Source organism: Gilliamella sp. LMG 34360, from assembly GCF_984568995.1.
Window position 1 is genome coordinate 2,076,562 of record NZ_OZ474900.1, and the last position, 26,064, is coordinate 2,102,625.

Sequence of the window (26,064 nt, forward strand, 5' to 3'; positions counted from 1 at the left end):
TAGTTATGTAGACGTGTTATTTAATTCTCGCAGCGGTAGGAAACCCGCCGAATGGTAGTATTCCGTGTTCACCGTGTCGGAGTTTGCAACCAGTGACACATCCGCTACATTTGTCGCGCGTAATATCGTTAGTAGGCTGATCGAACTCATCAGCAACCGCACCGCCTGTATAACCACAATTAGCGCTGCGATAAATCCAACTACAGGTATCAGCTATAATTATTCGTGCGGGTATTCGTGCGCCGTCAGTCTCACAGGGTAGCGCTAATTCCAGAGTAACAAATTGAGACGTTTGTTGTTTAACCTGTTCAATGACATAATTTGAGACGACCTCGCAATATGGGTCAGCATATTTATTGCCGTTCTCAAAATTGACCGCATCTAGGTATTTAACGAGCACCTCATGCCTAGTTACAATTGCGCCGATCATACCCTCATAATTCGCGATTAGTCCGTTTAAAATGCCTCCCGTATTACTGGCTGTTAGTGTCGGTCGATTACTCGCGCCCTGCCCGCTGCGCTCAAATCCCTGCGCTTTAATAGGGTATGGCTCATACACGTTACCCTGCCACGTGATAGGTCGGCGTAGTTCATTTACACCATTGTGAAAACGTATTACTGTTTTATTGCCAACGATTTTACTCAAATCGAGGTCATATAAATTAATGATTGCGCCCTGCTCGATTTTTGTAATATCTAACAGCATTTTTTTTGGGGTCATATTTTCTCCAAACATAAAAAAACCCCAGTAATTGGTTGTCCAACTATTGGGGGTCACTTCAAAAAGACGGTTTGTTTATTATCCCGCATATCCTCCGTCGATAATTGATTTGGCGTAATCAAAAGCGTTTTTGTAAACATCACCTATTACAGTGTTGGGTTTTAAATCCTCGGAATATTGGAGGTAAAATTCGGCGTCTGGCATCAACGTTATAACACCAGTAATAGCAATATTAATTTTAATGATTGGCGTAATCTCAGATTCATATGATGAATTGAATTTAACCCGATCGTCATTATTAAAATTTCCTAATGTTATTGTCGCCCCCCTGTATTGAATTGTGTTTACTAAATTACTGGTATCAGCTATCAATCTGTCACTAGTAGTATTAGATTCGTCTTTAATTTTTGTTGTTTCGTGCATTAGATTTGCTCCTGATGAATTTATGCCACAACCTCGTCAAATGTGGCTGTAATTGTTTTAGCGGCACCATTAGACGTTGAACTCCACGAGCGACATACAACCGTAATAGTTTTATGAGTATGTGGTTCGCACCATTTGAATGCGCGCACCGCCCCCTGCCGAGTTAGAAACTCATCTATTAGAGTAATATCATCAAATAACCCAATAAACGTGACATTATAACTACGCAGATCATTATTAATACCGTCCTGTATTCGTTGCTCGTAACCGTCACCAAATTTAATAACCCTAACTCTCGGCGATATTGACGCTGTTGAACTTTTTTGAGGTATCCAATTAAATGTTTCCATATTTTCTCCAGACATAAAAAAACCGCCACTAGGGCGGTTTGTGTGCATTTATGGTTTATCCCTGTGTGTACAGGGAACACTCTTATTATAACCTATTGTTTATTATTTAAAATACCTGACTAGAAATTTCCACCACCTTTTTAAATATATTTGCCATAAAAAAGGTGGTGGATTATTTACGCTCTTTCAGAATCCTCTACTAGATGCAATGCATGGTTAACCAAGTCCTGTATTATCCAAAATACGTTAGATTTGTCCTCATCTTCAGATTTGTTGCTCCCAAGAATATAAGCCAACGACCTAGCCTGACCCAAATTTTTAACTATCATTTCATAGTCATCATCATCAATTACAAATTTCATGCCGCTATCCTCGTTTTGCTCAATAATCCATGCAATTCATTTGTCATCGTTGATATTGCGCCAATACTATTTATCAAGGTTTCATCAGGATATTTTGAGTTACCCATATCGCTAATTAACAACTCTGAAATAGCAGCGATATAATTTAGTTTCAACGATAAAATATCGAAATCATCTTCTTTAATTATTATATTTCTGTTCATTTCTACATCCTCAAATAGCCCCTGCGCGGGGCTTGTTGTAATTGGTTAGTGTGTTGTTAGCATTTGTGAGAGTTTGGCCAGACCTTTTGGTGTAACTAATACTTGTTCTACTATTTTTTCACTACCATCACTTCTTGAGACTGTAGTAACTTTATGTTCAAGCAATCCCTGCTTAACTTTGTCTTGATAGCCTAACCAATGATGGCTACCTGTTCGTTTGTAGATCCACCCCATAGCATGCAATTCTTGAAAGAACTTTTTAGGCTGAACTTGCAAATGTTTAGCTGTGTCAGTAACACACATACTGCCCTCCGTTTTAGTCGCTATGCGATCAAATGCGGCAACAGTTGGCTTCATTTCTTCGACTTGAGATCCTAATGTTTTATTTTCAATTGAAAGCCGCTCATTCTCCTCCTCGGCTTTAATAACCATTAATGCGAGTTCTTTATTGGTTGGAATTCTTACTTGAGGCTGCTTGTTTGCTTCTTCTAGCTGATGCATGCGATCAATAACCCTCATTCTTAACGGTATACTGTAACCAGTTAGAAGACATTCAATATATTTTTTAGGTAATTGATATTCTTTATAAATTTGTTTATTTTGGGGGTGTGTCCAATTTTGGGCATACCCCTCTGAATCAATATGTAGTTCAGAAAATATATTTTCTATATCCCGTAAAACATGCCTATGTTGCTTGCCTGTTAATTCAGCAATCTCACGGCTAGACATTGTCAATTGACTTTGGTGATCAGCTTTATCCTTTGTGATAGTTATTCCTGCTATTACTGGACAATTTAAGTTGTTTGTGTTACTGTTACTCATAAGTTGATCCTTATTTAGGGTTTGTGGTTGACTTGATTTAGGGCTTTAACTGTTGCCGCAGTTAGAGCCTTTAGTTTTTTAGATGTTTGCATTTTTTAATTCTCTCCTCTTGGTGTTTTCTAATTCTCTTACAACAATCTGGTGCAATGCTGAATTTAAAGATAGTCCCTCTTTTTCAGCTCGTTCTTTTACCTCAGCATGAACATTTTCATGCATTCTGAAAGTGAATTTTATGTATGTATTTTTTTGCATTTTTCCTCCTTGTTAATGGCTAATTGCCACTAGTGTTAATTTACCACCATTTGCAATAATGTCAAGTTGCCATTATCATATATTTTAAATATTTTTTGAGGTTGAACTATGAGCGATAAATTTCCAAGCCAAATGCAGGATAAATTTACTGTTAGATTTCCAGATGGAATGAGAGATAAAATTGCGGAAATTGCCAAAAAGAACAATCGTTCAATGAATTCTGAAATTATTCTCGCTTTAGAGAAATATATAGAATCAGAAAATAACCACCCTTTAATGAGTTATTCAATTGAACAGGAATTAAATTTATCGGAATTAGAAAGTTCATTACGAAACATAGCTCTAAAATTTAACAAAATATTCAATGAAGATAATATTAAAAATATCGTTAAAGTAGCACAATTTCAAGCAAAATATACTAAAAATAAACCCAATAAAGGAGCTAAAGATGAAAACAATGAATAAATTAATTCTAGGTGCACTAACTCTATTATCAAGCAATTTTGCTTTTGCTAAGGATGGACTAGATGGTTCGCTAAGCGTTGGCGGTAATGCTATTGCGGATATCTTTATGAAAGCGCCTGTCGGGTTTATTGCTCTTATCATCATTGCTTATTTCTACCGTAAATTATCCTAAAAATAATTTATGAGCCATGTGCAAAAATAAATATCGATTAAATTAATAAAAACCCTCGTTAGAGGGTTAAAATAATTTTAAAGTCGATAGACGACTATTTTATTCTTGTACAAGTTGCCTCATTTTTGAGTTTTTCATTAAGCGAATTGTATTTCTCATCTTTAACAATTATTTCACTTTCATAGGTTGTGATAAATTTATTATTAGATATTTTTTTTAGTGATTTAGTTATTTTATCAATTAAAAAATCATCTTCTTCTTGTGTTGTTTTATTATTATATTCCTCAATTAAACTACCTGCTTTCCAGTCTTCTTTTTCTGAAGCCTTTAAATATAAGCTGTTATTTTCATACTTGAACGACAATAACTTTATTTGTTTCTCATTAGTCGGTTTAAATTCACCAAAACTACTTTTATCCCACGTAGATTTATAGTCAATAACTTCGCATTTCCAATCACCTGCAAACATTTCATCTGAAATAACCTTATCATCTCCACAACCAGACAACGCGAAACAAACCAATCCCAGTAATGCAATTCTTTTCATACTATCTCCTTAATAATTAAATTTAGGTAATGGTATGAAATTTAGTTAATTAAATCAACGATGATTTAGTAATCCGCCGGGACGCTGTTCCTTTATTATTTGAGCGCGAATAGATTGCTCAATGTTTTTAGCTAGTTGCTGTCCGTCTTGTTCTGATATGCCGCCATTTCCGTCTAGATGAATCGGTGTATTAAATGTCATATTTATTACTGAACCGTCACCTTTACCTGATGTTATTTGACGATTACTTAATACCTTTCCGTTTTCACCCGGAATCAGGTACTGTTTACCTCCCTGCATTAGTATCTCTGGTTTACCTCCCTCACCAACTCGATACGCGTTATTAGCCAAAACAGAACCACCATTTTTACGAGCACCAGCAATAGAAGCAGCTTTCATTGTGCCTAAAGCTGTTATATAAGAAGACGAGCCTACTGTCGCCGCAGCCCCCTGTGTTGCAATTGAAGCGTACATAGCGGCAGGCTGATATGCTGCTGAGAGCGCCGCCGCTTCGGTGATTTGCGTTGCAGTAGTTGCTGCTGATGCTGATTGAGCGACAATCGAGTTTTTAACGTACTGCATACCCATTTGAACAAGTGAACCTATTGCCTCGTTAAGAATAACGTTGGCAAAATTTTGCATGGCCTGAGTAGCTGTCATAGTGCCTGACATCAGACCTGAAATGGTGCTTGTGGCGCTACTTGCTAAGCCTTCCAGTGATGAAGCTAGAAACTCGTTAGCATCACTTTGATTTCGCCATATTTCCCATTGAGCATTGATGCGATTTTGTTCGAATTGATGATTTGCAGCTTCGCGGAGTGCAATAGCATTTTGTTCGGACATCCATTTTTGAGTTTCGAACTCTTGAATTAGCGCTAGTTTTCGTTTGTGCTCATTCTCTAGGGCGAGCACTGGGTCAACCTGAGCCACAGCATTATCAATATCAGATACTACTGCGTCAGACTTAGCCTTAGCCATGTTTATCTGATGTTGTCGCTCAAGTTGTTCAAGCTTAGCGTTGTATTCTTCTTGAGTTTTTATCTCCCCCTCTTTTCGTAATACATCTAGTGATTTTTTAGATTGTTTAAATGAATCTTCTTCGGCTTCAATTGGACTTTTCAAAGTACCTAACGCTTTGTATGCTTGCGATGCCTCGATTAATTTTTTTAGTTCTTCTGTTTGCTGAGCTGTAACTTTCGAACCCATTTTTTGGGTGATCGCTAACAGCTCGGCTTCGACTGTAAGTCCTTTCGCTTCGAGTTTAGCAACTTCTAATCTATCTTTCAGTTCTTTAACTCCGTCAGCATATGATTTTGTAGCGCCTCGTCCTTTTTTATTGCTGATTTTGGCGTTTTCTTTTGCTAAATCTCGCAATTGATCAATCAATGGTTGTAATGCAATCACTTGATCGTTAGTTAATTTAGTAAAATTCATTTGACCTGTAGCTAGATTAACTAAATCCTGTTTATACTCATTAGCCCTATCACCCAATGCTGAAAAAAGCCCATCAAGAATAAATGCAGCTTCACTATTGCCGTTAGCTTTTAATTTAGAAATTTCAAGTTCTTTGGATAAATTTGCAACTTTTTTATCAATATCGGTTTGTGATGCGTCTCCCCATGTTTTTGCTAGATTTTGACCTGCAACCGCTATTTCATTGGTTTTTTCTATTTGTCCAGACAATATGTCATTGCGCATTTTTTCCGCTTTTGCAAGGCTTTCTTGAGATGTTTTTAATTTGTTGCTAGCCTCTAAATATTTATTCTGAGCTTCATTCAATCCCTCCTGTGAGGTAAATACCCTACTAAACACCCCCTCAACACGGCGTTGGTATTGCTCGTACTCCGCTTTTAGTAACCTAACAATTAATTTCTGATCCTCTATGCTCTGCGTTGCCTCGTCAATATCAACATTTAATCTAGATAACTCAAGCTGCTTTTGTTCCTGATTTAACGATTTGTATTTTTCTCGCAATTCATCAATACGATCACCTAATCCCAAAGTCTTCTGCTTTGCTTCATCAACTTTACTTGACCACGTCATGAAAGCACCAGCGGCAAGGAGAATTATACCAGCAGGACCGCCAAGCATTGCCATCGTAGCTTGCAAACCTTTAGCTGCAAAAGAAGTGGCTTTAACCGCAACGCTAAGTCTTGCTTGTGCCGCTGCTTGCTCATTTGTAGCTGCGGTAAGCTGTTTCTCTACTACGGTAAGCTGTTGATTTAAAGCCATTTGCGCTTTTAAATTATTACATTGTGCTTGAGCCATAATAATGTTTTGTCGCTGGATTTGCAGTGCTTTGACGTTTTGGTTGGCTCTTTCAACTTCCACTTGTAATAAAGCTTTCTCAGCTTGAGCTTGACGCATATCAGCAATCGTTTTTTCAACACTCTGTTTAGTAGCACTAGCTAATGATGTAATATATTTACCCGCATAGATTGCAGCTAATACACCTACACTAGTCATTAGGATATCAATATGCTGAGACATTAGAATTAGTGCATCAACGAGCGTTTTAGTTGCTCCAGTTGAATTATTTAGCTCACCTAAATATTGTTTCGCGTTATTAGCAATACGATTAAAACCGTCTTGTATATTATTTCTCATGTTATCAGCAAGTGCTGCCGTTTCTTTTTGAGCGACTATCATTGCCTCAGCAAATTGCGACATTGACAATTTGCCATCCATTGCCATTTTCCGAACCTCGACTTCGGTTTTGTTTAACTGTTTGCCGAGTATTTTCAGAACAGTTGGCATCGCACCAAACACTGATATCGCCTCTAGACCTGCTAACTTCCCCTTTGTCTGCGCTTTGGTTAGTGCATTTATCGCCGATTCTGCACCTAATGCCTTTGTTTTATCAATTGTTAATAAATTCGACAGAGTATCAATATAAGATAATGTACTTTGCGTGCTATATCCTAACTCACTCATAGAGTTAGATAACCTAATATATAACTCTGATGACTCCTCAATCGTTCTACCATTTCGATCAGAGGTTGCTAATAACTGGTCTAGGATATCTTTTGTTTGTAATGCTGTAGCGCCTGTGTTCTGTATTCGGTCCTCTAACTCATTCCAGCTTTGCGCATACGCAAACACAGTATTTGATATTAACGCGGCAGACACCGCCTTAGCAATGGTTGTGAGTTTACCAAGAGAAGTACCCGCGATTTTAGCCGAAGCGTCAAGTCGATCCAAACCGTTGGATGAATTTATTCCACTGCGATTCAACTCTTTTAATTCTTGAATAACTTTTTTAGATTCGTCTAATAACTGCCGCACTTCCAGTGAAACTGTGTATGTGATATTTCCGTCTGTATGTTCCGCCATAATTCACCCGTAAAAATGGCTATTGAGCCGTTTTTGTTTTTGCTTTTGTTTTTGTTTTTGCTAATCTTTTTTTCCGTAGTTCCTGATAATCGGAAACCACTTTGTCGTATTCATCTCTGGTCATTCCATCGTTATCGGGGAATTTATTAGCCATTAGAAAAATATATTCTGTCATGGTTAATTTTTTTGCCTCATCTAATGACAGACCTAGATGTACTCTGGCATTATTAATGTAATCGGTGATTTTAAATTCTGATGAATAAGAGGTGTTTTCATTACGTTGTGAAATTCTAACTTTAGCCCGCCCTGCAACGCCGTAATCGAGTAGGGTTTTAGCTAGTAAAAAAATATTTTGTTCGGGCATTAAGCCCCGTTTTTTGTTTGTTCCACCTATTAAATCGGTTATGTCAGCATCACAACAGCACCTCAATACTCGTTTTGCTGTTTGTAATTTTAAACGCCTTTTTTCATTGATGTATTTAATTAGATAACTGTATGGCTCCCTAAAACGAGTCATTGCCTCATACTCAGAATTAGATAGAAGAACAGTATAAGCGTTTATTATCTCGGCAGGTTCACCTAATTTAGATAAGTTTTCAAATGAGGGAATAAAAACATAATTATTTATTTTGCAACGTAATGCACCATTTTTTTTAACCGAAACAACGATTTCGCCTATATCTGTTCTAATCATTTTATTTCCTATTGTTTTGATGCTGGAATTATGGCGCCTGAATAATTTGGATTGTTTTAGATGATGCGGTTTTAAACTCTAACGATGCTTTTACGAGTTCGCTTGTCCCACCGCTCCAACTAAACGAGGTAATGTTCATATAACCAATAAAAATATTTTCGCCATGCATTAAACGAACCCAGATGGATGGTTGACTTTTATTTGCAATTGCTGTAGCAAAATTACGCTCGAATTTATAGAAGCCATACTCATCAAGCTCATCATTAACCCTAACCTCCCCCTCGAACGGGAGCGAGATATCAGCGTTAGTTACAATAGATTCAACAAATCCCCCCTGATCATCAGCATCACTGGTAACGGTGTTAGGGCTGAAATCCAAGCCCTTTGACGTTCCAGCCATTAATGATTTCCAATCAGCCTCGCTGGGTGGTGTTTTTTCGCAACCGTCTGCGACCTCCAGCACTACAGCTCCTCCAAATAATTTATTATTTTGTTGTGTACAGTTAGACATTTATTTTTCCCCATAAAAAACCCGCCGAAGCGGGTTGTAAAATTGTTTTTAACTAATTTGAAACTAACCGAATTTGCACGAAACTAGCAGCCGATAAACTAGCCGATCTCCCTCTGTTGTAACAGGGGCAGGAATTGCACCAACAATTTGGATTAATCCCGTCTCATTGGTGTACGGATTGTTTTTGATGTAATCAACAATCGTTGACACATCATTATCGATTGTTTCAATGTCGTTTACTGCACCGATAAAATCAATGAGCGTGTAATATTCATTACCCAAATTAGTTTGAATTATTGATCCACCATTAGGTCTAAAAACAATAAATTTATTATTTTTAGTTTTGGTATCACGCCATTTTAGATACTGAACAGTAAACCCATTCGTAAGCCCTGTTTTTTTTAAATATTCAGCTACACGCTGATACATTTTCATAATCTCAACTCCTGACGAATAACCTGATTAATGGTTTCTCGCTCGTCTCGGAAACCCTGATACAGAAATTCTTTTCTAGCTGTGGAACGTCTGAATCTCATTGGATGGTTGGGATCATGAACATATGCGGCATAATTAGCGGAATAACCAACGCGTCCAGTTAATCTAGTGCCATTAACAAACATTTCTCGATATTGGCTATTGATGAGCATTGATGTGTCAATAGGCGTATAAAGAGCCGCACGAGTTCCACCGATTAACAAGGCGGATTGTATAGCTCTTACTGCTTTTCTACCTTGAACATCACCAATAATACTATTTAATTGATTAATACACTCTCTAGCCCCACGTACCCTAATCGCCATACTAAACTCCTGTCATGAGTGCATAATCATCGGCTAGTCGTTCGAATGTGTCTGCATATCGTGTGATATGTTTGATTTCAGAAGCGCCAGCCTTAATTGGGTCTAACTCGGATAATTCGCCAATGAGAATAAAATCACCCTCATTGGCTTTATCGTACTCAGTCCAAAAGGTGTTTTTAGCAATAAATCCCATTCCCACTCCTGCTGATTCTGCGATAGCTGAATCTAACCCATAATTACAATCGATATATTCAGGTGGGCGAAACGTCTTAGTACCAAATTCATTCTCACTAGCAACGCGCCAAATGGTGGCTTTAGCTGTATATGTCCAACGGGCAACACTACTCATAATGACCTCCTACAACCGCAAAAAATCCCGCTTTCTTACCACTTAATGGCAAATCAGATAAACAGTTATTTTTATCCCAAATGCGAATTTGAGTTAGTAGGTGATCTGTGCCACTACTATCGTAGTTAAATGAACGGCTACCGCTCTGAGAGCCTTGTGATGCTATCTTTCTAGCTCCCGACATTGACGCTAACCGAGCAACTGAATATAACGCCAATAGTTTTGCTGTGACTTCACCATACTGCAGTAAACAAGTTTCATGCTTGCTTACTTGCTGTATTAATAGCTCTAACATCGAGTCAGGAATAGAAAAACCCAGCTCGTCTATAAATAATTTAACTTCACTTTTATTGATTAGCTGGGTCATAGGTTATTTCCCTGTGCCGCTTAATTTGGCTTCAAACTCTTCTTTGAGTCGTTTGGCAAAATTAGGAACCGTTTCTTTAGATTGTTGAGATGTTAATTCATGCTGTGCTGCGAAATCAGCAAGTTCTTTACTGCTTTTATTCGCTAAGTTAATTTCTTCACCGTTTACTATAACAATAAGAGGTTCGGGAATTTTCTTATTATCTTTTGGTGGAGTATTATTATATTGTTCTCCATTCTCTTGCTCTAAAACAATAACCCGACCAACAAATGCAGGGGGCATATCTTTAGCTGTGAATTCATGACCAATAGGAAGCTCTGCAATCTCACCATCTATGCGGCCATAACAGCCGCGTTTCGTCACTCTTAATTTCATTATCAATTACCCCTTAGCGTTAAATACTTTGCTCTTACCGTTAAAATCTCGTTTAATTTGCAAGCCGAATGCTGACCAAATGAGAGTTTGGTAATTATCATGCGGATTAATGCGTTGTTTCATAAATGAACCGATTGGAGCGGCAATACGGGTTTTAATGTACTGAGTATTACGAACGTAACCGATAAAGTGGTTGAGTTTTAATTCATATGTTTTGGTGAAAGAGCCGATATGTGTTGCATATTTAAGAATATAGTCTTTTACTGTACCCTCTTTAAATCCATTTGAATTTGAATAAGGTACATTTAAACGTCTGTCAATTTCTGGTGAAATGAAGAGTTTTACTGGTTCCGCTACGAGGTTATCATCCAAAATTTTTGCAAAATCTTGTACAAAAAATTTGATGATGTCATCGTTACTGGTAGAATCTGATGTTAAATCGATATTACAACCTGATGAGCCCAAATCAATTTGATTAGTGTTCTCATGGTTTGTAATACCTCTACCTTGATAGTTCTGAACCTTGATTTTATCATCACCCATTAAAATGTATTGCGCCATGTTTCGACGGATAGCGGCGGTGGCTGCTTCTTGATCGTCTGACATTGCATCAATATTTTCAGTTTGCAAACCTAACCATTCACGCCATTCACGAGCATAACCAGTTTTAAAGATTGGAATAGGATCGCCATAATGATCATAAACAACTTTATCTAGTGTTTCTGGCTCTTGACCTGACATTGAACGATTAACATAACCAGCATCGCTTGATACACGATATAACGCAGCGGTTTTACCGATTGAGATAGGAGAACCTAACGATAATAAATCGTCTAATAGCGGCGCGCCTTCATCATCACGAATAACACGAGTAGTGATATTATCAACCTCGCGCCAATAATCTTGTGTTAGAACTGCAGCTTGGTTAGCCTGTATTGCGCCACCATGCATTGCACTTAATTGGTTTTGACCGTTATTAAAAATCTGACGGTTAGCATTTAATTGTTGCCATGCGATTGCTACTTGTGTGCTATTGGTAATTAATTTTTTATTAAAAATAATCTTTTCGTTCTTCATTATTGCTCCTTAAGCTTTACGAACTCGAACTTGTTCAGCGGTTGCGCCTACTGTGTAATTTTCAAATGCGTAGAAAATAACCGCGTCACCATCAACCGCTTTTTTCAATGTGCCATCACCGTTTGATGTTAATTTGTCGCCAATCACCAACTTTTCGCCAGCTTTAACCAAAACGTGATAAGTGACATCATCTTCGCAAACAAACGCAATACCTGATGTGCCAGCGGGTACATCAACACGAATATCATGCCCACCTAAATAATCATTTGTGATAATCAGTGCCTGCGTTTGTTTGCCTGCTGCCGAATGTTTCATTAATTTATTGTCAACTACAGCAACCAAAGAACAGGGAGTGACGGCTTCACCTGTTAAAAGGTCAATTGTTTGTGGGTCATTTTTACGTGCTGGACCACCAATCACGGTTTTAAATCTAATCATTACTCTGGAGCCTCCATGTTTAATAATGAATTGTTACTGTTATTAGCAAAGCCACCGTTAATAGGCGCAGTAGAAACACATTGAGCATAAAGTGCATCTAGTGGTTCACCAGATAATGCATTTACAGCAGTTTGAGACATACTGAATTTAGCCTTAACAGCATCACGCTTAGCCGATAATTCTTTTTCAGTATTTGTGTTTACTGCGGTTTTCAATGCGGCAACGTCTGCTAGCAATGATTTAGCCCAGTCAGGTGCTTGAGCATTAGTTGCATTCTTCTGCTCTTCATCTGCCTTTTTATTCTTTTCTTCATCAGCGGCTTTCTTTTCATCAATTGCCTTTTTAGCGGTTTGTTCGTTATAAGCAGCAAGCAATTGTTCATCTGATAAACCATCGGTTTTCACGCCTGCAGCATTAAGTGCTAGTAAGATTTTTTCTTTCATTGGGTCGTATTCCTCTTTTTTATTAAATTGAAATGTTTTCAAAACATCTTTAATTGTTTGTTTAATGACATTGGTTAGTGGTTCTTCTGTGCAATCAGCAAGACTCACAGTTTCAAGTGGTGTTTTTTCTCCATTTGAATTAACGAAAATACCTACACCATCCTCTGGTGTTGCTGCACCTTGTTTGTCGGTCAGGATTGCAACATGGTCAAACTTCATATTTCTTGCTATTGATGCATACCTTTTGCCTTTAGATGTGCCTGATTGATGATCCGCTTGATAAGTTAGTCCTGTTGAAACATGAATAGGTGTAGTGTTTTTTCCATTCATCATGTCATCAAGCCGATTAACTAGCATTCGCCCTTTTTCTGTGCTTTCTGCAAATTTTCGGTCGATATAAGCATCCATTAGGACCTTATCGCCTACTTTACGGACATTGCGTCCCCATGCACCTATGTAATAGTTATTGATAGCTTGTGGATTTAGTGCCGAAACATTCTCATTATTTATTCTTGGATGGTCTAATGGCATTAAATTGTCGTTCAATGTCATGTACGATTTATTGATTTCATCTGACGGATAGTAAATCCCATTCATGACAATATCATCGACAATAGGGACCACATCATTGATAACAATGTGTTCTTTACCGTCGATGATTTGTGTAGATATTTTGGATTTACTATTGACGACAGATAAAACATTTACACTCTTGAGTGTCATGCTTTACCTCATGTGGATTTTAGATATAAAAAAACCGCCTTCTGGCGGTTCAGTGAATTAATTACTCATTCCTTATAACGAACAAAGCCTCAGCAAAAGTGGCTAACATAAACCTTTCGGGCTTACTTTCTGCTTGGTCAATGATGCGTTGCAATTGCTCCTCTGCATCATCAGGAAGTGGCTCAGTGTTTATCAGTTTAGTTGCTTGCTCAACTAATGAATCAAATTTATTCATCTAATGCCCTTATCTAACGATTGGAAAAATTTCAATAGTTCTGGATGCAACCTTTTTTTGGCTTCAATGATATTTTCAATATACAACGAAAATGATTCAGCAACAAATTCTAGCTTGTTATATTGAGCATACTTACTAATTGCATGTGCCCAGCCTCGCCCCCACAATTTATTGATGATATTGTCAATCTCTTCTTTGTGTTTGTAATGTAATGCGTGCCCCATCTCATGAGCATAAACGCCTCTTGGGGTGGAAACCGCTATCCAAGGGATATAATCCATTTCGTGAATTATTTTAGTTAATTGTTTATCATTACCCTTGCTAACCATCATCATAGAGCTTTGTTTATACCCATTTGCTTTACTCATTAAATCAGCGTCTAACAACGCTTTTTTATCAACGCTATCAGATGTAATAATCAATGCATTAGCTTCGTGCGAATAAGCGGCTAGCATCCCTTTTGGCGGTTTTCTATATTTATAAATATCACCAGCTATTGTTCCAGCATACCTAAATTTAGGTAAGTTAAATCGCTCTTGAATTTCCGATACCAATTTCAGGCATGGTGCTAATTCTTTAGTATCAATATCTTTCGGTATATTAGCTGTTTCAGTAATGTTATTTTTAGACCATGTATTAAGCTCCTCAATATTAGATGGCGACTGTTTTACTTGTTGATGTTGGCTCTGGACTTTCCATTCGGTGACGTCATTTTGAAGACGCTCAATATATGCCTTGTTATAAGGCTCCCCTTTATCATTGAGAAGAACGGCGACTTGCGCACAATAGCAATTAAATCGATTACCATTGTCTTCGTACCAGTCTTGAACCTGTTCAACGGTGTAGACTTTACCATGCCTATCAACGTGTGTAGCTCTCGAATTGGGTTTTAATGCAGAAAGATGAAGCAAGCCTGTATTCAGATCTAGTTCTTCCTGAACTCTCTTAGTTTCATCGCATGTAGCTTGACGTAATGCGCCTACTTGTTCAGTTTGAGCAATAGCCTTAGCTTTACTATATGAAACATCAATCCTTTTACTGATAATGTCCGCTGTTTCTCTTGGGTTAATCCCTCTTGCTACAGCGTTACTTAGAACGTTACCTAAATCACCTTTTAAACCATCTGCCACGCTTTTCCAGTCATTAAATGTTGCTGTATAGGCAAGTCCAACTCTTCGAATATAGGCATCACTAAATAGTAGTGATTCCAATGAGGTAGCTTGTGTATAAACTGGTGATTGAGCCGATAAATTATGAAATGTCCGGTTAATACCGGTTTTATACATGTCAGCAACAAACTTACCCGCCCAAAACCTGTCAATACCGCCATCAATTAAGCTTTCATCAACAATTTCTTGAATGCGAGTTAACACCCTAGCAAGTTGATTGCCGTCAACAGTGTAATTAACACTGGCATTAACGACATAGAGTGTATTATCAACGAATATCGCTGTTTTAATCGGCTCTTTAGCATAGTAGCCTAAGCTTAATTCGATATACTCAATAATTGATTGTTTGATTGTTTTGTAGCGTTTTTGTATTTCGCTACGCATTTGGAGGATTTGTTTGTTGGTGAGTGTGGGATTATTTTTGCTTTTCGGTAATATTGGATTCTTTGGTATCGGTTGTATCAGTTTCGGTCTTTTCAATATCGATATCCTCTAAATCAGGATCGGGCTCATAGCCGCCAGCTTCTCGTATTTCGTTCGGTGTAAACACAGGAATACCCATCGATTGCTGTGCTTTAACGTTGACATCAGACATTTTCAGCATGATTTCTATTCGTTCTGATTGACTAGGTGCTAATAAATCGGACCATTTAAGAGTAAGTGTACCGTTAACTAATGGCTGGATAACTTTTAGCTTAATAAGCTTATTAACAAGCTCTTTTATCAATGCGCTCAAAAAACCATTACGACGTGACATTCCGCGCTTTGCATAATCAGCTTTATCTTCATCTGATGCTAATCTTCCTGTTTGTTGGCCAAAAATAATGGTAAATGGCATTCTGACAGAGGCAGCAAAACTATTTGCGGATACTGACCATCCTGAACTTGGATCAGCAGGGGCAACCGATAGAATATTAGCCGTAGCGCCAGCAGTGATTAATGCGCTATCAGTGCCCGAATTTAACAATGCGATTTGTTTATTCAATGCATCAGCGGGCTTTTCAAAACCTCGCTTTCTTAACTCTCGCTCCAGCTCCTCCATATCAGTGTCAGTGTCATAATTTAGATGAACCTGCCTACTAGCATTCTTGAGAAAGCCCTCGGCGCTACCACCAGAGTATTTCATCATGTCGATTAAATCGTTATAGCCAACTTCAAGCTGTGATTCGCCATCATACATTGAATTAATAACGGATGTTTCATTGAGTATGATCACCCTATCTGGATGTATTCTGCGAGAGATATTGGGCTTACCTGACTTGTCACCTACCGCTATTTCATTAAATTGGTACATTGTGACTTGGCCATAGTTTTCATCAGCTTCGTCATTATTCCATTCGCAAGCAGTTAACTGGGTTTCCCAACTGGGGATTAGCTTAACAATGGCATCTTTTGGTTCAAGCCTGTTCAATACAGCGGTATCAACGGGCTCTTCCCATTTTCTACAGTCTCGTAATTGAATAATTATCCCAGCATATCTACCCACAATTCCGCGCTTATCCGCTTCGGTGATAGCTGGCCACAATTTATCATTAAATAAATCAGTAACTATTTGCTCCCAAGTTGTCAGCTTTGAATCTTGCTCTCGAATGTCGCCATCAATGAATTTGGGATAATCTAACCAACAAATATCACTCAATCGCTCAACAAAACCGCGTGCAGCGCTGTTTCTTTTGTATAGCTTATAAAAATCAGAGAAAGTAAGGTTTTCTGGATAGCCGAACTCGCGATCGATAAATGCCCTTTTAGTGTTATTAACCAAGCCTTGTGATGCGTACGCTAACCGTTGTCTACTTATATCCTGATTGCTATTAATTGCTGTTTGAGCAGTATTTAATAACTGTTTATCTGTTAAATTCGAATAACTCATTGTTACCTCATAAATAACCCTGCGGTTCGTTTTCGCCTATTACGATTAGCGACAGCAAAATAACGGAATGCATCAGCGGCGTGTGATGCGTGGTCATGAAGTGGTTTATCTTTCCAGCAACCGTTTTTATCGTCCCATGCTTTACGATACGCTTCTAAACTAGCAATACCTTGCGCACATCTGTCAGAATCAAATGCACATATTGGTAATAACTCACGAACTGATTCTATACCATCATCAACGCTGTTTTTAGGAACGACTTTAAAGTTAATGCTGTATTTTTCCCCGTCAATTTCGTAACCTTCTTTAGCAATTTGTTTTCGGCTTTTACCATCACCTGACAACTCACGGTTATCAATATCATGAGGTGCCCAATGCTCTGCATACTTATAGCCAAACTCTTCCGCTTTGCTCTTAAGCACCTTCATGTAATGTCTTAGTCCTTCACCACTATTTTCATAGTAGTCAATGATATGAAATTCATCGCCAACCTTACGCACAAACCAAATAGCCGTCGAGTCACCAACACCTAAATCCCAATATGTATAAACATCCAAATGGCCATTGTTAGGTAATTTTGTGATGCGATTTTGACTATATAATTGCCTAAATTGACTAGCATAATATGCGCCCTCAATTGATTGCTCGAACGCTTCACTTGGTATAGATGGATATTCACGCTTCATATCATCACCCAGTGTTTTCTCTTTAGCGTGATACCAAGCCTTTTGCTCTTCTGTTAAATTAATGTTGTGTTTTGATTTAAGTTTGTCGAAATAATCAATTAACCTTTGCGGCAGTTTTTCAACAGGCTTGATTGCATATAAAGGATTTTTCCACCACGAAAAGAAAAAGAATTTCCAGTCAAGCGCAGATAAAGACTTACTTAAAATAAACGCCTTTTCCGCTGTGTTGCAGTAATCATAGAAATACCCAGATTTACCTTCAGCTGTGCTTTCTATAGTTATGAAACAATCTGTTGCTACAGCCTCAAATGCCCCCGTAACAATCTCTCTTGCTTTATCAGGAAATTTAGCGCAGATTTTACCGAACTCAGAAACATGCAAATATTTCAAAGTGCCACCACGAAAAGAGGTGTTTACATAAACAGAACCACCATTATTAAAAACTAATTCACGGGCCGCATCATTTTTTGCAGGGTTAGCTTGTTTGATTATCTCTGGCAGATTGTCGTAAGCGTATTTAACCTTTTCTCTAAATAGCCTTTTAGCATCTTCAAGATTGTGAGCAATTAAGGCGCATTTATCAGATTGAAATAATGCAGCATCTAACTGAATAATGCAGACCTCAGTAGTAAAGCCGAGTTGACGTGCTTTTAAAATGATATTCCTTGTATGCATCCCGTTAAAATATTCGAGTTGCTCAGGTGTCATTTTAAATTTAATTTTCTTACCTGTTTTATCTGTTATGTAATACAGATGGTTTAATCGCCAGAATCTATCCTTTAAATTCTTTTTTAAAGTTTTCCACTCTAATGATGATTCTGCCATTTAATTTGCCTCGTCGGATATCTCCTTCATTAGTGAAGCCATTTCATCAGCCATATTAACTGTAGTTTCTGTTTTCTCTTTAAATGCCTGAACACTCACATGTTTACCTAATAATTCAAGATTCTTAACTTTATCTGGCCATTTAATTTTTTTCATAATCGCATCAGAATCACCACTTCCGATAATGGCGATATCCAATCCTGATAATGTAGTTCGCCACGTCTTCGGCCATTCTTTTATTGGGAGGAAGTCGCCTGAGGGAGCAAGGATGTCTAATATATCCATCTGGTCTATCTCAACTAATCGCTTTAGCACATAATCAGCATTAACCTTATTACGTTCATTGCGCTGTTGCTTTAGCTCTTGGATATAGTTTTGAACTGAAGTTTTCTGAAGCAATTGGTAAGATAATTGTTCAGCTGTCTTTTGACTATATCCAGCCCTTATTGCTGCTTGTGTCGCATTGAGATCTACTAAATACTCACGACAAAACAGCTCCTGTTTGTCTGTGAGCTTTGTCATATTTATACCTTTTTTTTAGATATTAAAAAACCGCAATTACGCGGCTTGATAAACTTTATGAATAACATAAAAATTTTATAAATTACTAGATAACATATTGAGTAAAAATGTAGCAGAATATGTTAAACCTAAAAGCATTGTGCTAAATATTATACATAAACTAAAACCAACACAGTTGCTAATTTTGAACCGCTGATCTTTCTTTATGTAGAAACGATGACTACAGTAAATTATATGAAATAATAGAAAACAATAAAATAATACAGATAATCCATATAATATCTTATTATTAAGTATTTCTGATAAAAATAAAAATATAGCTAACATGAAACTTAAATTAAATAATTTATTAAATATTTCAATTATATTGTTGGCTAACTTAAATAAAAAATTGTTTTCTTCTTGCATATTCACTCCTTTTTTTAACTTTAAAAAATGGAGGAAAATTATACGTTGTGCTTAATAAAAGCTAATAACTTTATTTTGTAAATTTTTATTACGTTAATTAATTAGTTACCTTGCAAATAAACATGTTAGCCAATCTCTATCAATCCTCGGTAATTAAACGATATATTAAACCAATAATTTGATCTGCCCTCGTTCTTCCAGTTCTTTCATTCTTGATTGATATCTGGGCTTCTTATCTTGCCATTTCCTAAGTAAACGACCCGATAAACTGGCTATATCTTTTTCTTTCATATATTCCAGCATTAGATCGTTACGTTGCTTCATGTAGCTGTTTTGCATTTTATGAAGCTGTTCAGCCATCCAGTTAAATGCGTCGATGTAAGCTTCTTTAATTTGCGCAGCCTTTTCTCCAGTAAACCCCATGATTAAAAATATGCAGCCATCTTTGGTAAGATTGTACATTTCCCTAGCCTCGCCTTTTTCATCAATATAATTAACGGGCACAAAATTGCGCTCGTTAAACTTCTTCGAGCAATTTAGATTTCTAATTGCCCTTAATATTGTTTTATGCTTTCTTCCAAAATATTTGGCAATTTTTAAAGATGTCGTCATTACTTGATTACCTTGTAAAGTAACCATGTTTTCAAATTTAAATTGAGTTATAGTCATATTATGTCTCTCTATAGAATGAGCCTAAGTCACACAGAATAAACAGCCCCAAGAGTTCAGACATTAGCTGTCATTCTCTTAGACCCATTCTGTAAAGCTCTTGGTTAATATTCGCCGTGTGATGGCATTATGATTGGTTGAAAAGTGAATTAGGTTTGTGGTGTTTCAAACATTTTAGGCACAAAAAAACCGCCATTTAGGCGGTTATTGTTTGTTAATTCGATTGCTATTTTTTCTTTTTATCGAAAGGGTGGGTAATTTCTTCTGCCCACAGCACTGCAAATATATATACAACCATAAAAAATCCTGCTGATGCCCTAATATAATCATTATCTATATTAGTGAAAAGATTTTCCCTAAAACAAATGCTACCGTGAATTGCTGCAAACAAGTATGTCCAAATTATCAGAATTCGTCGCTTCCATCTTAACGGTTTGTTATATTTATAATCCTGTTCTGTAAAACGAGCGCGACGAAAATAATAACACGCTAATAAAGTTGCTATAGATAAAAAATAATAAAAAATAATTAGCATCGATAATCCTTTATATTATTCAATTTTATATTGTTCCCCATTAGGGCGCGTACACAAATAATAGTGTGGCGGTTCTTCATCAGCAAATGTGATAACTATAACTATTTGACAGCTATCCGCTAATTCACCTACATTTGTGATTTTCTCTGGTTCTGGAACCACTAAAGCTGGCTGATCATTCTCTTTATCATAAATGAAAGTATTTACAACATTAGTAATAATCTACCTGATGTAATGTTATTCTGTGGTTAATTCTGAAATTTGATCCATTAGTTTTATAATATTACGACTATTTAAATCATAGTAAAAAATTGCCTCTAATAACGTCAGAACGGTAAATAATCTAAAATCAAAGAACTGGATTGATAATCCTAAATTATCTAAAATTTTGTCAGTAGCAAAAAAAATAGTAGTACACACAAACAGCCACGAGAACGATCTCTTCATGTACCAGTTGTTTTCCGTTAATTTTTTTAAATAAAATGGGTGTTTTATTTTACTATAATCGACAGACTGGAGGAGAAATTGACCTCTAAAAAACAAAACAAAACATATTACATATAGAATTGATGGAACAATACCATTTATAAAAATTTTATAATCACCTAATGTAGTTAATATCGAAATCAATGCGATTACAATAAAAGCACTGAGCCACTTGAATGATATAAACCTGCTAATTTTTTTAGATTCACTCTGTGACATCACTATAAATCTCCCGTAGAGCCTGTTTGTCCCTATTACACATTTCAATAACATTTAATAGGTGTTCGTTGTATTTGAGACTGTCACCGAATGTCATTGATTTAGGTGGTAAACGAGGCACGCAATCATTTAATAGATTCGCTGGTATTGGTTGATTGACGTATACCTTTCGCTCGGTTGTACAGGCTGTTAGACACAGCAACAGGCACGAACTGACCAGCGCAATCATTATTTTTGAGTTGCTCATTTATTTGCTCCTGCCACTCGATTGATTGATTTTCTAATTCGCGTTTTGATTGCTCGTTGTCAGCGATGATTTGATTATTTCTAGCTATTGTTTGCTGTAGTTGTTCGATTTTATTGGTTAATTCTAATTTATCGCGTTCCAAACGCTGTTTATCATGATAATTATAGTAACCAAAATAGGCTGTCAGAATAAAACTAACAATGACTAACGCGATAATAGTAAATTCCGATTTACGCATAATTAAATACCCTGAAATGAGAGACATAGCAATTTTTCCTGCTCTCGACGTTTAACTAACCCATTTAAAACTACTCCGTTGGATTTATTCCAACGAGGGAATTCATAACATGCGGCTCGATAATCTCCGTTATTTAGACATTTGAACATTGTTGACGTCCTCATATTGGCGCAACCACAATTGAATGTAATAGATACGGCGGCATCAAACACTGGCTGTGGTAAATGAAATCCATTAGCGTGTCGATTAACACATTGCTCTGCTGTTTTGATATCATCTACCCAGCGCCTAGCGATTTCCTCGTCTGTATAGCGTTTTTGCTCTACATTACCAGTTGAGCCAATACCAACAGTTAACACACCCGCTGGACAATTATATGGCTCTCTAATACAGGATTCAGCATTGCCGATTAGCTCCAGTCCTGCTCTACTGGTTCTAATTTCATCTGAGTAATTTGTTAGAACAATACCGATAATAGCCGAAACACTACAAATCGCAGTCGCGGTGATTTTTTTCATATTTCGCATAGTATTGCTCTCTCAAATTTTTTTTATGATTAAAATCTCTGCGTTTGTAAATCCAATTAATGATAAATGTAGCTATTGATATAATAATACCGATAATAATAGCGATATCGTTTAGGCTCAGAAATCCAAACATAGAGCAGGTGACTCCCCAAAAATAGGATACTGGTGACGTGTATTTGTCCATATGAATTTACGATTGTTAGTTAATAGAAATGACAGCGTACTAGCTCTGGGTCTGTGTAGTGTGTGTGTCTAGCATTGCTGTCGATACTGTGAAACCTCAGGACTGAGGATTTAAATAAAAATAGCAATCAGCGAAATTACTATATGCAGTGCCGTTAAAATAAATGCTGATTGCCGAAAACGGGCATAAAAAAACCGCCATTTAGGTGGCTTGATTAATTACATTTTTCGGTAATAAACTTGTTGTCATTACCCTGAATTCGTTCTATTTGTTTGTTGCGTTCGCATTCCCATTCGTTAGGTGGATACGCGTTATTCCACGCTGTCATTAGTTTGCTCTGTGCGTCAGATAAATTGATGTTGTATTTATCCTGCATATAGAAATAGGTGCGCGCGATAGTACCTCTAATTTCCTCACGAGGTTGAAATTGGCGCTGTTTAAAATCCACCGACGATTGGCATTGACCGTATTGGTTGGGTGTTTTAGTAAATTGAGAATAACGGAAATTGGAACGGTCGCCATTTACCTCACCGATAGACGGCTGGAGATTATGCAAGTCTCCCTCCATCTCATTAAACTTCGCATCCTTTTTGCACTCTTTACGCCCGCCATTGCGCCAGCATTTTAAATGCCGTCCAAAATTCTCGGCTGGCATAACATGCTCCCATTCTATGCGAGCAGCTCGCACCTGATTTTTTCGAGGTGTATAACCACACCGGCTAAAATCAACAACACCTTTTTTACCATTGAACGAGAATCCACAACCGCAATAAAATGTTGTTTGTTCAGGGTGCGATGAGTAAATATGAACTAGTTGAGTTTTAGCGTTGTTAAAATTTTGAACTGAATTAGCAACAAAAGAGGTTAATAAAAGGGGCAGAAAAAATGGGAACTTCATAGTAAATCTGGGTATATCCTAAAACAAAAAAGCCCGAGAAAGGGCTTTATATACAATTATTCCATTCTGAGTACTTTATACCACTGTATTCTTAAGAAATCAACCTTTTATATAAATTTATTTTTTAACATTTCTAATTCAATACCTGCATTCATTTTCATTGACATAAAATAGCCATTTAAAAAATCTTCCCCTGTTTTTTTCAGTTTATCTACAGCATTCCAGTTTGTTTCAAATTTTTGTGCTATATCTGCGATTGATAATTGTTTAACTATGTAAATGCTGTCCGTTCTGATGCCATGAGCTAATTTTTTAAAATCTGGTAAATCATGAGAACCTTGCGCTTGCCTTTTCCACTCCTCTCTAGCATATCCCTCTGTAGTTATATAGTCAGTTATTTCTTGTTTTTCCCCAAAATAATGTAGTATTAACGTGTCATAGATATTTTTCGATTGAGGAATATTCAGCGACAAAATAGCCAATATAGCATCGTTAATTAACATAGCGTCATTATCAGAACACACGGATTTAAGTTTTTTTGGCTGAGAATAATAATATGATGGCGTATTTTGTCGTAAATAAAGATTTTTCCTTGACCAGTTACCAAATAGTTTACAGACCTCTGTAATATCATAATCGACTTTAAAACGAACTTTTGACGCTTGTTTGGTTGCTTCTTTGGGCTCTTCTTCATCAATGTATTTATATTCGGCTAACACTATGCACCTCGTTTTAATTCTTTCAGTTTTAATTGGTATTCAGCTTTAATCTCTTTTATTTGCTCAATAGTGTATTTTTTCAGCTCATGTTTCCCCTCTAACCATTCAACCTGTTCTACACCGATTTTTTTCACTAAATTAATTCTGTATTCCACTATGTTGCCTGATTTATGGTTATTGCACGCCGAACATTGTTTGTGTACATTTAACTCACAGAACCGTAGTTCAGGACACGCACCAACACTCCGATAATGCCCTGCATGATATTGTCCATTGTGATGCCGTCCACAACTGATGCACGGCTCGTTTTTATCTCGTTCTCTGATAAATGCATTGAATGCGGTTTGTGCATCTCTCAAATATTCGGAACGCGTTTTAATTTTTTCTTTTGCAATTCTAAATATCGCCCGTTGTACCCGTTCTTGCTTGGGATTCTCTTTACCGTATTTAATTGCACAGCCAAATGAACAGGCAAACGCCAGCGAATTGGGCGGTAAAAACTTCTCACCGCACACCCTGCATTTTTTCTGTTTTATTGTTTTCTGAGCTTCTTTTTTCATTGCTTGTACTTAGTGTTATCTAGATAGAATTTACCGCAGGAACCCTGAACCCGCCCGTCAGTTGTAACTATAGGTCGTGCACAAACAAATAAATCTAAATCTACGTTATAGACACATTTGCCACCACATTCAGGACATTTAAATCCTGTTGCGACCAGTTTGTGTTTTTTCGGCATCTGTTTTTTACCTATAACTCGTTGATAAAAAACTCGACATTACAACATTTGAATCATTTTTATTTAAATTATTTCGATTAATTATTTCTCTGCGCTGTTCGTTTAAATAAATTAATAGACGTTCAGCCTCTGCAATTCGTTCATCTATTGTTTCTAATTGTTCTAAATCGTTCATTACGCCACCCTTGATAATTGATCTTTGTACTGTTCTGCTAGTCGTATAGCCTCTAATGCATCATTACTAAATTTAACGCCATTTTCAGCACCAAATTGTTCGGCACATGTCACCACGTCAGCGAATTCTTTTTTATTCATTTTCCGAGTTGATAGCCCCATAAACACTAGTCCGCCATCGATCCCATTGAGGCATTTTTGTCCATGTAAATTAGCAGTAATTAAATGTTTCCATTCTTCAGCAGTTAGTTGCTCTCCGTTCCATTTGACCTGTTTTGCTATATCATTTAAAACAGCCCACATCATGCGATTCTGAGCCAATGAGCGTTTATCTTCATCAATCACAATTCTTAGAGGATGTTTATTATCAATAGGTAATTGACCAATAATATTTATAGCAAATTCGCGAGCGGATTCATGTGTTAATCTTATTTCCCGTATCATTTAATATTTGTCCAAACTAGCATCGTCCATAAAACCAATACCGCTATAAATGTTAATGTTTGATTATTCATTACTATCTCCGTTTACAATTTCCGCACGAACCAGCCACGCAGTTAGCGCCCGAGTTATATACTCAGAGTTTTGCTCCAACAGTTTTGATATAAATTCATTATTTTTATAATCATCAATCCCAATTGGTCTGGGGGTTATTAAATATTTTTTGAAATTTTCCAACTCAATATCCAGCTCCGCAGGCGTTAGTTTTCGTTTGCTAACGGTTTTAATTTTTGTTGTAAAACTCCCATTAATGTGGCCTCGAAATATTCGCCTAAAAAAATTAATAAAATATTGCATTATCAATCCTCACACACTGAAAATTACGCACCTGAACGTCAACTTTTTCTCTATTGAATCCATTTTTAATTACGCCATAGGTTTTTATTAGCTCTGCCTCAGTCATTCTTGATTTTGTAATTAGTTTGAGCGAACCCCACGCTTGCCAACCTTTTTTAATTTCTGCTGTTATTTGATATTTTCTAGCCATTTTTCATTGTTCCCCTTATTTCTAAATGTCTTCATCATCGATAAAAAAATCATTTTTGACATGATCAATTTCTTGCCAGTTAGCGCAATTTGTATGCAGCCGTTCTGATAAACTAATTCCAATTTCACATTTACGTGATTGCCGTCTATCGTTTATGTTCTCCCTAATAGCACCATAGTAATTATCATGGTAATTTTTACAGGTTATGCATGACCTTGTTGCTACGTTTGAAAAGCATTTAGCCTCGTGATTATCTATTCCATTTTGTGTCTTCCTGAGAACTTTTAAACAGTGCTCGCATT

39 protein-coding genes are annotated in these 26,064 nt (G+C 36.9%); 2 read left to right on the forward strand and 37 right to left on the reverse strand.

Features of this window, described 5'->3' with window-relative positions; translation table 11 throughout:
• Positions 1 to 16: 16 nt before the first annotated feature.
• From AC5LW9_RS09320 to AC5LW9_RS09350, 7 genes are all read right to left on the reverse strand, one after another.
• Entirely contained in the window at positions 17 to 721 is a 705-nt protein-coding gene (locus AC5LW9_RS09320) for a phage minor tail protein L (protein WP_493455730.1), read from the reverse strand.
• A 78-nt stretch (positions 722 to 799) separates the two neighbouring features.
• A complete protein-coding gene (locus AC5LW9_RS09325; protein ID WP_493455731.1) occupies positions 800 to 1,144 on the reverse strand; it encodes a hypothetical protein in 345 nt (114 codons plus the stop codon).
• A 20-nt stretch (positions 1,145 to 1,164) separates the two neighbouring features.
• A complete protein-coding gene (locus tag AC5LW9_RS09330) occupies positions 1,165 to 1,542 on the reverse strand; it encodes a phage tail protein (RefSeq protein ID WP_493455732.1) in 378 nt (125 codons plus the stop codon).
• 128 nt (positions 1,543 to 1,670) lie between these two features.
• Positions 1,671 to 1,856, reverse strand: coding sequence for a hypothetical protein (locus tag AC5LW9_RS09335; RefSeq protein ID WP_334327560.1), 186 nt, complete (start codon positions 1,854 to 1,856; stop codon positions 1,671 to 1,673).
• On the reverse strand, positions 1,853 to 2,059 hold the full coding sequence (locus tag AC5LW9_RS09340; protein ID WP_493455733.1) for a hypothetical protein: 207 nt from the start codon (positions 2,057 to 2,059) through the stop codon (positions 1,853 to 1,855). Before AC5LW9_RS09340 ends, AC5LW9_RS09335 begins: the two co-directional genes overlap by 4 nt.
• 45 nt (positions 2,060 to 2,104) lie before the next feature.
• Entirely contained in the window at positions 2,105 to 2,881 is a 777-nt protein-coding gene (locus AC5LW9_RS09345; RefSeq protein ID WP_493455734.1) for a phage antirepressor KilAC domain-containing protein, read from the reverse strand.
• Between the two features lie 78 nt (positions 2,882 to 2,959).
• The gene (locus AC5LW9_RS09350; RefSeq protein WP_493455735.1) at positions 2,960 to 3,133 is read right to left on the reverse strand and encodes an Arc family DNA-binding protein; all 174 of its coding nucleotides are present in this window, start codon (positions 3,131 to 3,133) and stop codon (positions 2,960 to 2,962) included.
• 108 nt (positions 3,134 to 3,241) lie between these two features.
• Between AC5LW9_RS09350 and AC5LW9_RS09355 the strand changes: the two genes are divergently transcribed.
• Complete coding sequence (locus AC5LW9_RS09355; RefSeq protein ID WP_493455736.1) at positions 3,242 to 3,598, forward strand: Arc family DNA-binding protein; 357 nt, start codon at positions 3,242 to 3,244, stop codon at positions 3,596 to 3,598.
• Complete coding sequence (locus AC5LW9_RS09360; RefSeq protein WP_493455737.1) at positions 3,582 to 3,770, forward strand: hypothetical protein; 189 nt, start codon at positions 3,582 to 3,584, stop codon at positions 3,768 to 3,770. Before AC5LW9_RS09355 ends, AC5LW9_RS09360 begins: the two co-directional genes overlap by 17 nt.
• A gap of 94 nt (positions 3,771 to 3,864) precedes the next feature.
• On the opposite strand, the gene AC5LW9_RS09365 is transcribed toward AC5LW9_RS09360, so the two are convergent.
• From AC5LW9_RS09365 to AC5LW9_RS09510, 30 genes are all read right to left on the reverse strand, one after another.
• Positions 3,865 to 4,317, reverse strand: coding sequence for a hypothetical protein (locus AC5LW9_RS09365; RefSeq protein WP_086308140.1), 453 nt, complete (start codon positions 4,315 to 4,317; stop codon positions 3,865 to 3,867).
• 54 nt (positions 4,318 to 4,371) lie between these two features.
• Positions 4,372 to 7,650, reverse strand: coding sequence for a tape measure protein (locus AC5LW9_RS09370; RefSeq protein WP_493455738.1), 3,279 nt, complete (start codon positions 7,648 to 7,650; stop codon positions 4,372 to 4,374).
• Positions 7,651 to 7,669: 19 nt separating this feature from the next.
• Entirely contained in the window at positions 7,670 to 8,344 is a 675-nt protein-coding gene (locus AC5LW9_RS09375) for a DUF6246 family protein (protein WP_493455739.1), read from the reverse strand.
• 28 nt (positions 8,345 to 8,372) lie between these two features.
• The gene (locus AC5LW9_RS09380; protein WP_493455740.1) at positions 8,373 to 8,855 is read right to left on the reverse strand and encodes a phage tail protein; all 483 of its coding nucleotides are present in this window, start codon (positions 8,853 to 8,855) and stop codon (positions 8,373 to 8,375) included.
• Positions 8,856 to 8,918: 63 nt separating this feature from the next.
• Positions 8,919 to 9,290 carry a phage tail termination protein gene (locus AC5LW9_RS09385; RefSeq protein ID WP_493455741.1) on the reverse strand — a complete coding sequence of 124 codons (372 nt, stop codon included), beginning with the start codon at positions 9,288 to 9,290 and terminating at the stop codon, positions 8,919 to 8,921.
• Entirely contained in the window at positions 9,287 to 9,655 is a 369-nt protein-coding gene (locus tag AC5LW9_RS09390; protein ID WP_198236022.1) for a hypothetical protein, read from the reverse strand. The genes AC5LW9_RS09385 and AC5LW9_RS09390 overlap by 4 nt, the downstream gene beginning before the upstream one ends.
• A 1-nt stretch (position 9,656) precedes the next feature.
• Positions 9,657 to 10,004 (reverse strand): hypothetical protein, encoded by a 348-nt coding sequence (locus AC5LW9_RS09395; protein WP_493455742.1) that lies wholly within the window; start codon positions 10,002 to 10,004, stop codon positions 9,657 to 9,659.
• The gene (locus AC5LW9_RS09400) at positions 9,997 to 10,371 is read right to left on the reverse strand and encodes a DUF7370 family protein (protein ID WP_493455743.1); all 375 of its coding nucleotides are present in this window, start codon (positions 10,369 to 10,371) and stop codon (positions 9,997 to 9,999) included. Before AC5LW9_RS09400 ends, AC5LW9_RS09395 begins: the two co-directional genes overlap by 8 nt.
• A 3-nt stretch (positions 10,372 to 10,374) precedes the next feature.
• On the reverse strand, positions 10,375 to 10,746 hold the full coding sequence (locus AC5LW9_RS09405; protein ID WP_493455744.1) for a hypothetical protein: 372 nt from the start codon (positions 10,744 to 10,746) through the stop codon (positions 10,375 to 10,377).
• A gap of 6 nt (positions 10,747 to 10,752) precedes the next feature.
• Entirely contained in the window at positions 10,753 to 11,823 is a 1,071-nt protein-coding gene (locus AC5LW9_RS09410) for a major capsid protein (protein ID WP_493455745.1), read from the reverse strand.
• A 9-nt stretch (positions 11,824 to 11,832) separates the two neighbouring features.
• Entirely contained in the window at positions 11,833 to 12,261 is a 429-nt protein-coding gene (locus AC5LW9_RS09415; protein WP_493455746.1) for a hypothetical protein, read from the reverse strand.
• The gene (locus tag AC5LW9_RS09420; RefSeq protein WP_493455747.1) at positions 12,261 to 13,427 is read right to left on the reverse strand and encodes a DUF2213 domain-containing protein; all 1,167 of its coding nucleotides are present in this window, start codon (positions 13,425 to 13,427) and stop codon (positions 12,261 to 12,263) included. Before AC5LW9_RS09420 ends, AC5LW9_RS09415 begins: the two co-directional genes overlap by 1 nt.
• A 61-nt stretch (positions 13,428 to 13,488) precedes the next feature.
• Positions 13,489 to 13,662, reverse strand: coding sequence for a hypothetical protein (locus AC5LW9_RS09425; RefSeq protein WP_493455748.1), 174 nt, complete (start codon positions 13,660 to 13,662; stop codon positions 13,489 to 13,491).
• The gene (locus tag AC5LW9_RS09430; protein ID WP_493455749.1) at positions 13,659 to 15,311 is read right to left on the reverse strand and encodes a phage minor head protein; all 1,653 of its coding nucleotides are present in this window, start codon (positions 15,309 to 15,311) and stop codon (positions 13,659 to 13,661) included. The genes AC5LW9_RS09425 and AC5LW9_RS09430 overlap by 4 nt, the downstream gene beginning before the upstream one ends.
• Positions 15,247 to 16,701, reverse strand: a complete 1,455-nt coding sequence (locus AC5LW9_RS09435; RefSeq protein ID WP_493455750.1) for an anti-CBASS protein Acb1 family protein — start codon at positions 16,699 to 16,701, stop codon at positions 15,247 to 15,249. Before AC5LW9_RS09435 ends, AC5LW9_RS09430 begins: the two co-directional genes overlap by 65 nt.
• A gap of 2 nt (positions 16,702 to 16,703) precedes the next feature.
• On the reverse strand, positions 16,704 to 18,212 hold the full coding sequence (locus AC5LW9_RS09440) for a terminase (protein WP_493455751.1): 1,509 nt from the start codon (positions 18,210 to 18,212) through the stop codon (positions 16,704 to 16,706).
• Positions 18,213 to 18,734, reverse strand: coding sequence for a terminase small subunit (locus AC5LW9_RS09445; RefSeq protein ID WP_493455752.1), 522 nt, complete (start codon positions 18,732 to 18,734; stop codon positions 18,213 to 18,215). It abuts the gene before it with no gap.
• A gap of 573 nt (positions 18,735 to 19,307) precedes the next feature.
• The gene (locus AC5LW9_RS09450) at positions 19,308 to 19,811 is read right to left on the reverse strand and encodes a Rha family transcriptional regulator (RefSeq protein WP_493455753.1); all 504 of its coding nucleotides are present in this window, start codon (positions 19,809 to 19,811) and stop codon (positions 19,308 to 19,310) included.
• 226 nt (positions 19,812 to 20,037) lie between these two features.
• Positions 20,038 to 20,346 (reverse strand): hypothetical protein, encoded by a 309-nt coding sequence (locus AC5LW9_RS09455; RefSeq protein WP_086308119.1) that lies wholly within the window; start codon positions 20,344 to 20,346, stop codon positions 20,038 to 20,040.
• 691 nt (positions 20,347 to 21,037) lie between these two features.
• On the reverse strand, positions 21,038 to 21,280 hold the full coding sequence (gene lysC / locus AC5LW9_RS09460) for an Rz1-like lysis system protein LysC (protein WP_493456613.1): 243 nt from the start codon (positions 21,278 to 21,280) through the stop codon (positions 21,038 to 21,040).
• A complete protein-coding gene (locus AC5LW9_RS09465) occupies positions 21,177 to 21,536 on the reverse strand; it encodes a DUF2570 family protein (RefSeq protein ID WP_493455754.1) in 360 nt (119 codons plus the stop codon). The genes lysC and AC5LW9_RS09465 overlap by 104 nt, the downstream gene beginning before the upstream one ends.
• Before the next feature lie 2 nt (positions 21,537 to 21,538).
• Complete coding sequence (locus AC5LW9_RS09470) at positions 21,539 to 22,063, reverse strand: lysozyme (protein WP_493455534.1); 525 nt, start codon at positions 22,061 to 22,063, stop codon at positions 21,539 to 21,541.
• Positions 22,023 to 22,247, reverse strand: a complete 225-nt coding sequence (locus tag AC5LW9_RS09475) for an HP1 family phage holin (RefSeq protein ID WP_198236039.1) — start codon at positions 22,245 to 22,247, stop codon at positions 22,023 to 22,025. Before AC5LW9_RS09475 ends, AC5LW9_RS09470 begins: the two co-directional genes overlap by 41 nt.
• Before the next feature lie 214 nt (positions 22,248 to 22,461).
• Positions 22,462 to 23,145, reverse strand: a complete 684-nt coding sequence (locus AC5LW9_RS09480; protein ID WP_493455755.1) for an endonuclease — start codon at positions 23,143 to 23,145, stop codon at positions 22,462 to 22,464.
• A gap of 107 nt (positions 23,146 to 23,252) precedes the next feature.
• Entirely contained in the window at positions 23,253 to 23,864 is a 612-nt protein-coding gene (locus AC5LW9_RS09485) for a hypothetical protein (RefSeq protein ID WP_493455756.1), read from the reverse strand.
• Positions 23,864 to 24,424 (reverse strand): recombination protein NinG, encoded by a 561-nt coding sequence (locus tag AC5LW9_RS09490; protein ID WP_493455757.1) that lies wholly within the window; start codon positions 24,422 to 24,424, stop codon positions 23,864 to 23,866. Before AC5LW9_RS09490 ends, AC5LW9_RS09485 begins: the two co-directional genes overlap by 1 nt.
• Before the next feature lie 183 nt (positions 24,425 to 24,607).
• Positions 24,608 to 24,775 carry a hypothetical protein gene (locus AC5LW9_RS09495; protein WP_493455758.1) on the reverse strand — a complete coding sequence of 56 codons (168 nt, stop codon included), beginning with the start codon at positions 24,773 to 24,775 and terminating at the stop codon, positions 24,608 to 24,610.
• Positions 24,775 to 25,218: a recombination protein NinB gene (locus tag AC5LW9_RS09500; protein ID WP_493455759.1), complete on the reverse strand. Its 444-nt coding sequence runs from the start codon at positions 25,216 to 25,218 to the stop codon at positions 24,775 to 24,777. Before AC5LW9_RS09500 ends, AC5LW9_RS09495 begins: the two co-directional genes overlap by 1 nt.
• A 63-nt stretch (positions 25,219 to 25,281) precedes the next feature.
• Positions 25,282 to 25,572, reverse strand: coding sequence for a hypothetical protein (locus tag AC5LW9_RS09505; RefSeq protein WP_493455760.1), 291 nt, complete (start codon positions 25,570 to 25,572; stop codon positions 25,282 to 25,284).
• A complete protein-coding gene (locus AC5LW9_RS09510; protein WP_493455761.1) occupies positions 25,556 to 25,762 on the reverse strand; it encodes a DUF1187 family protein in 207 nt (68 codons plus the stop codon). Before AC5LW9_RS09510 ends, AC5LW9_RS09505 begins: the two co-directional genes overlap by 17 nt.
• Positions 25,763 to 26,064 lie beyond the last annotated feature (302 nt).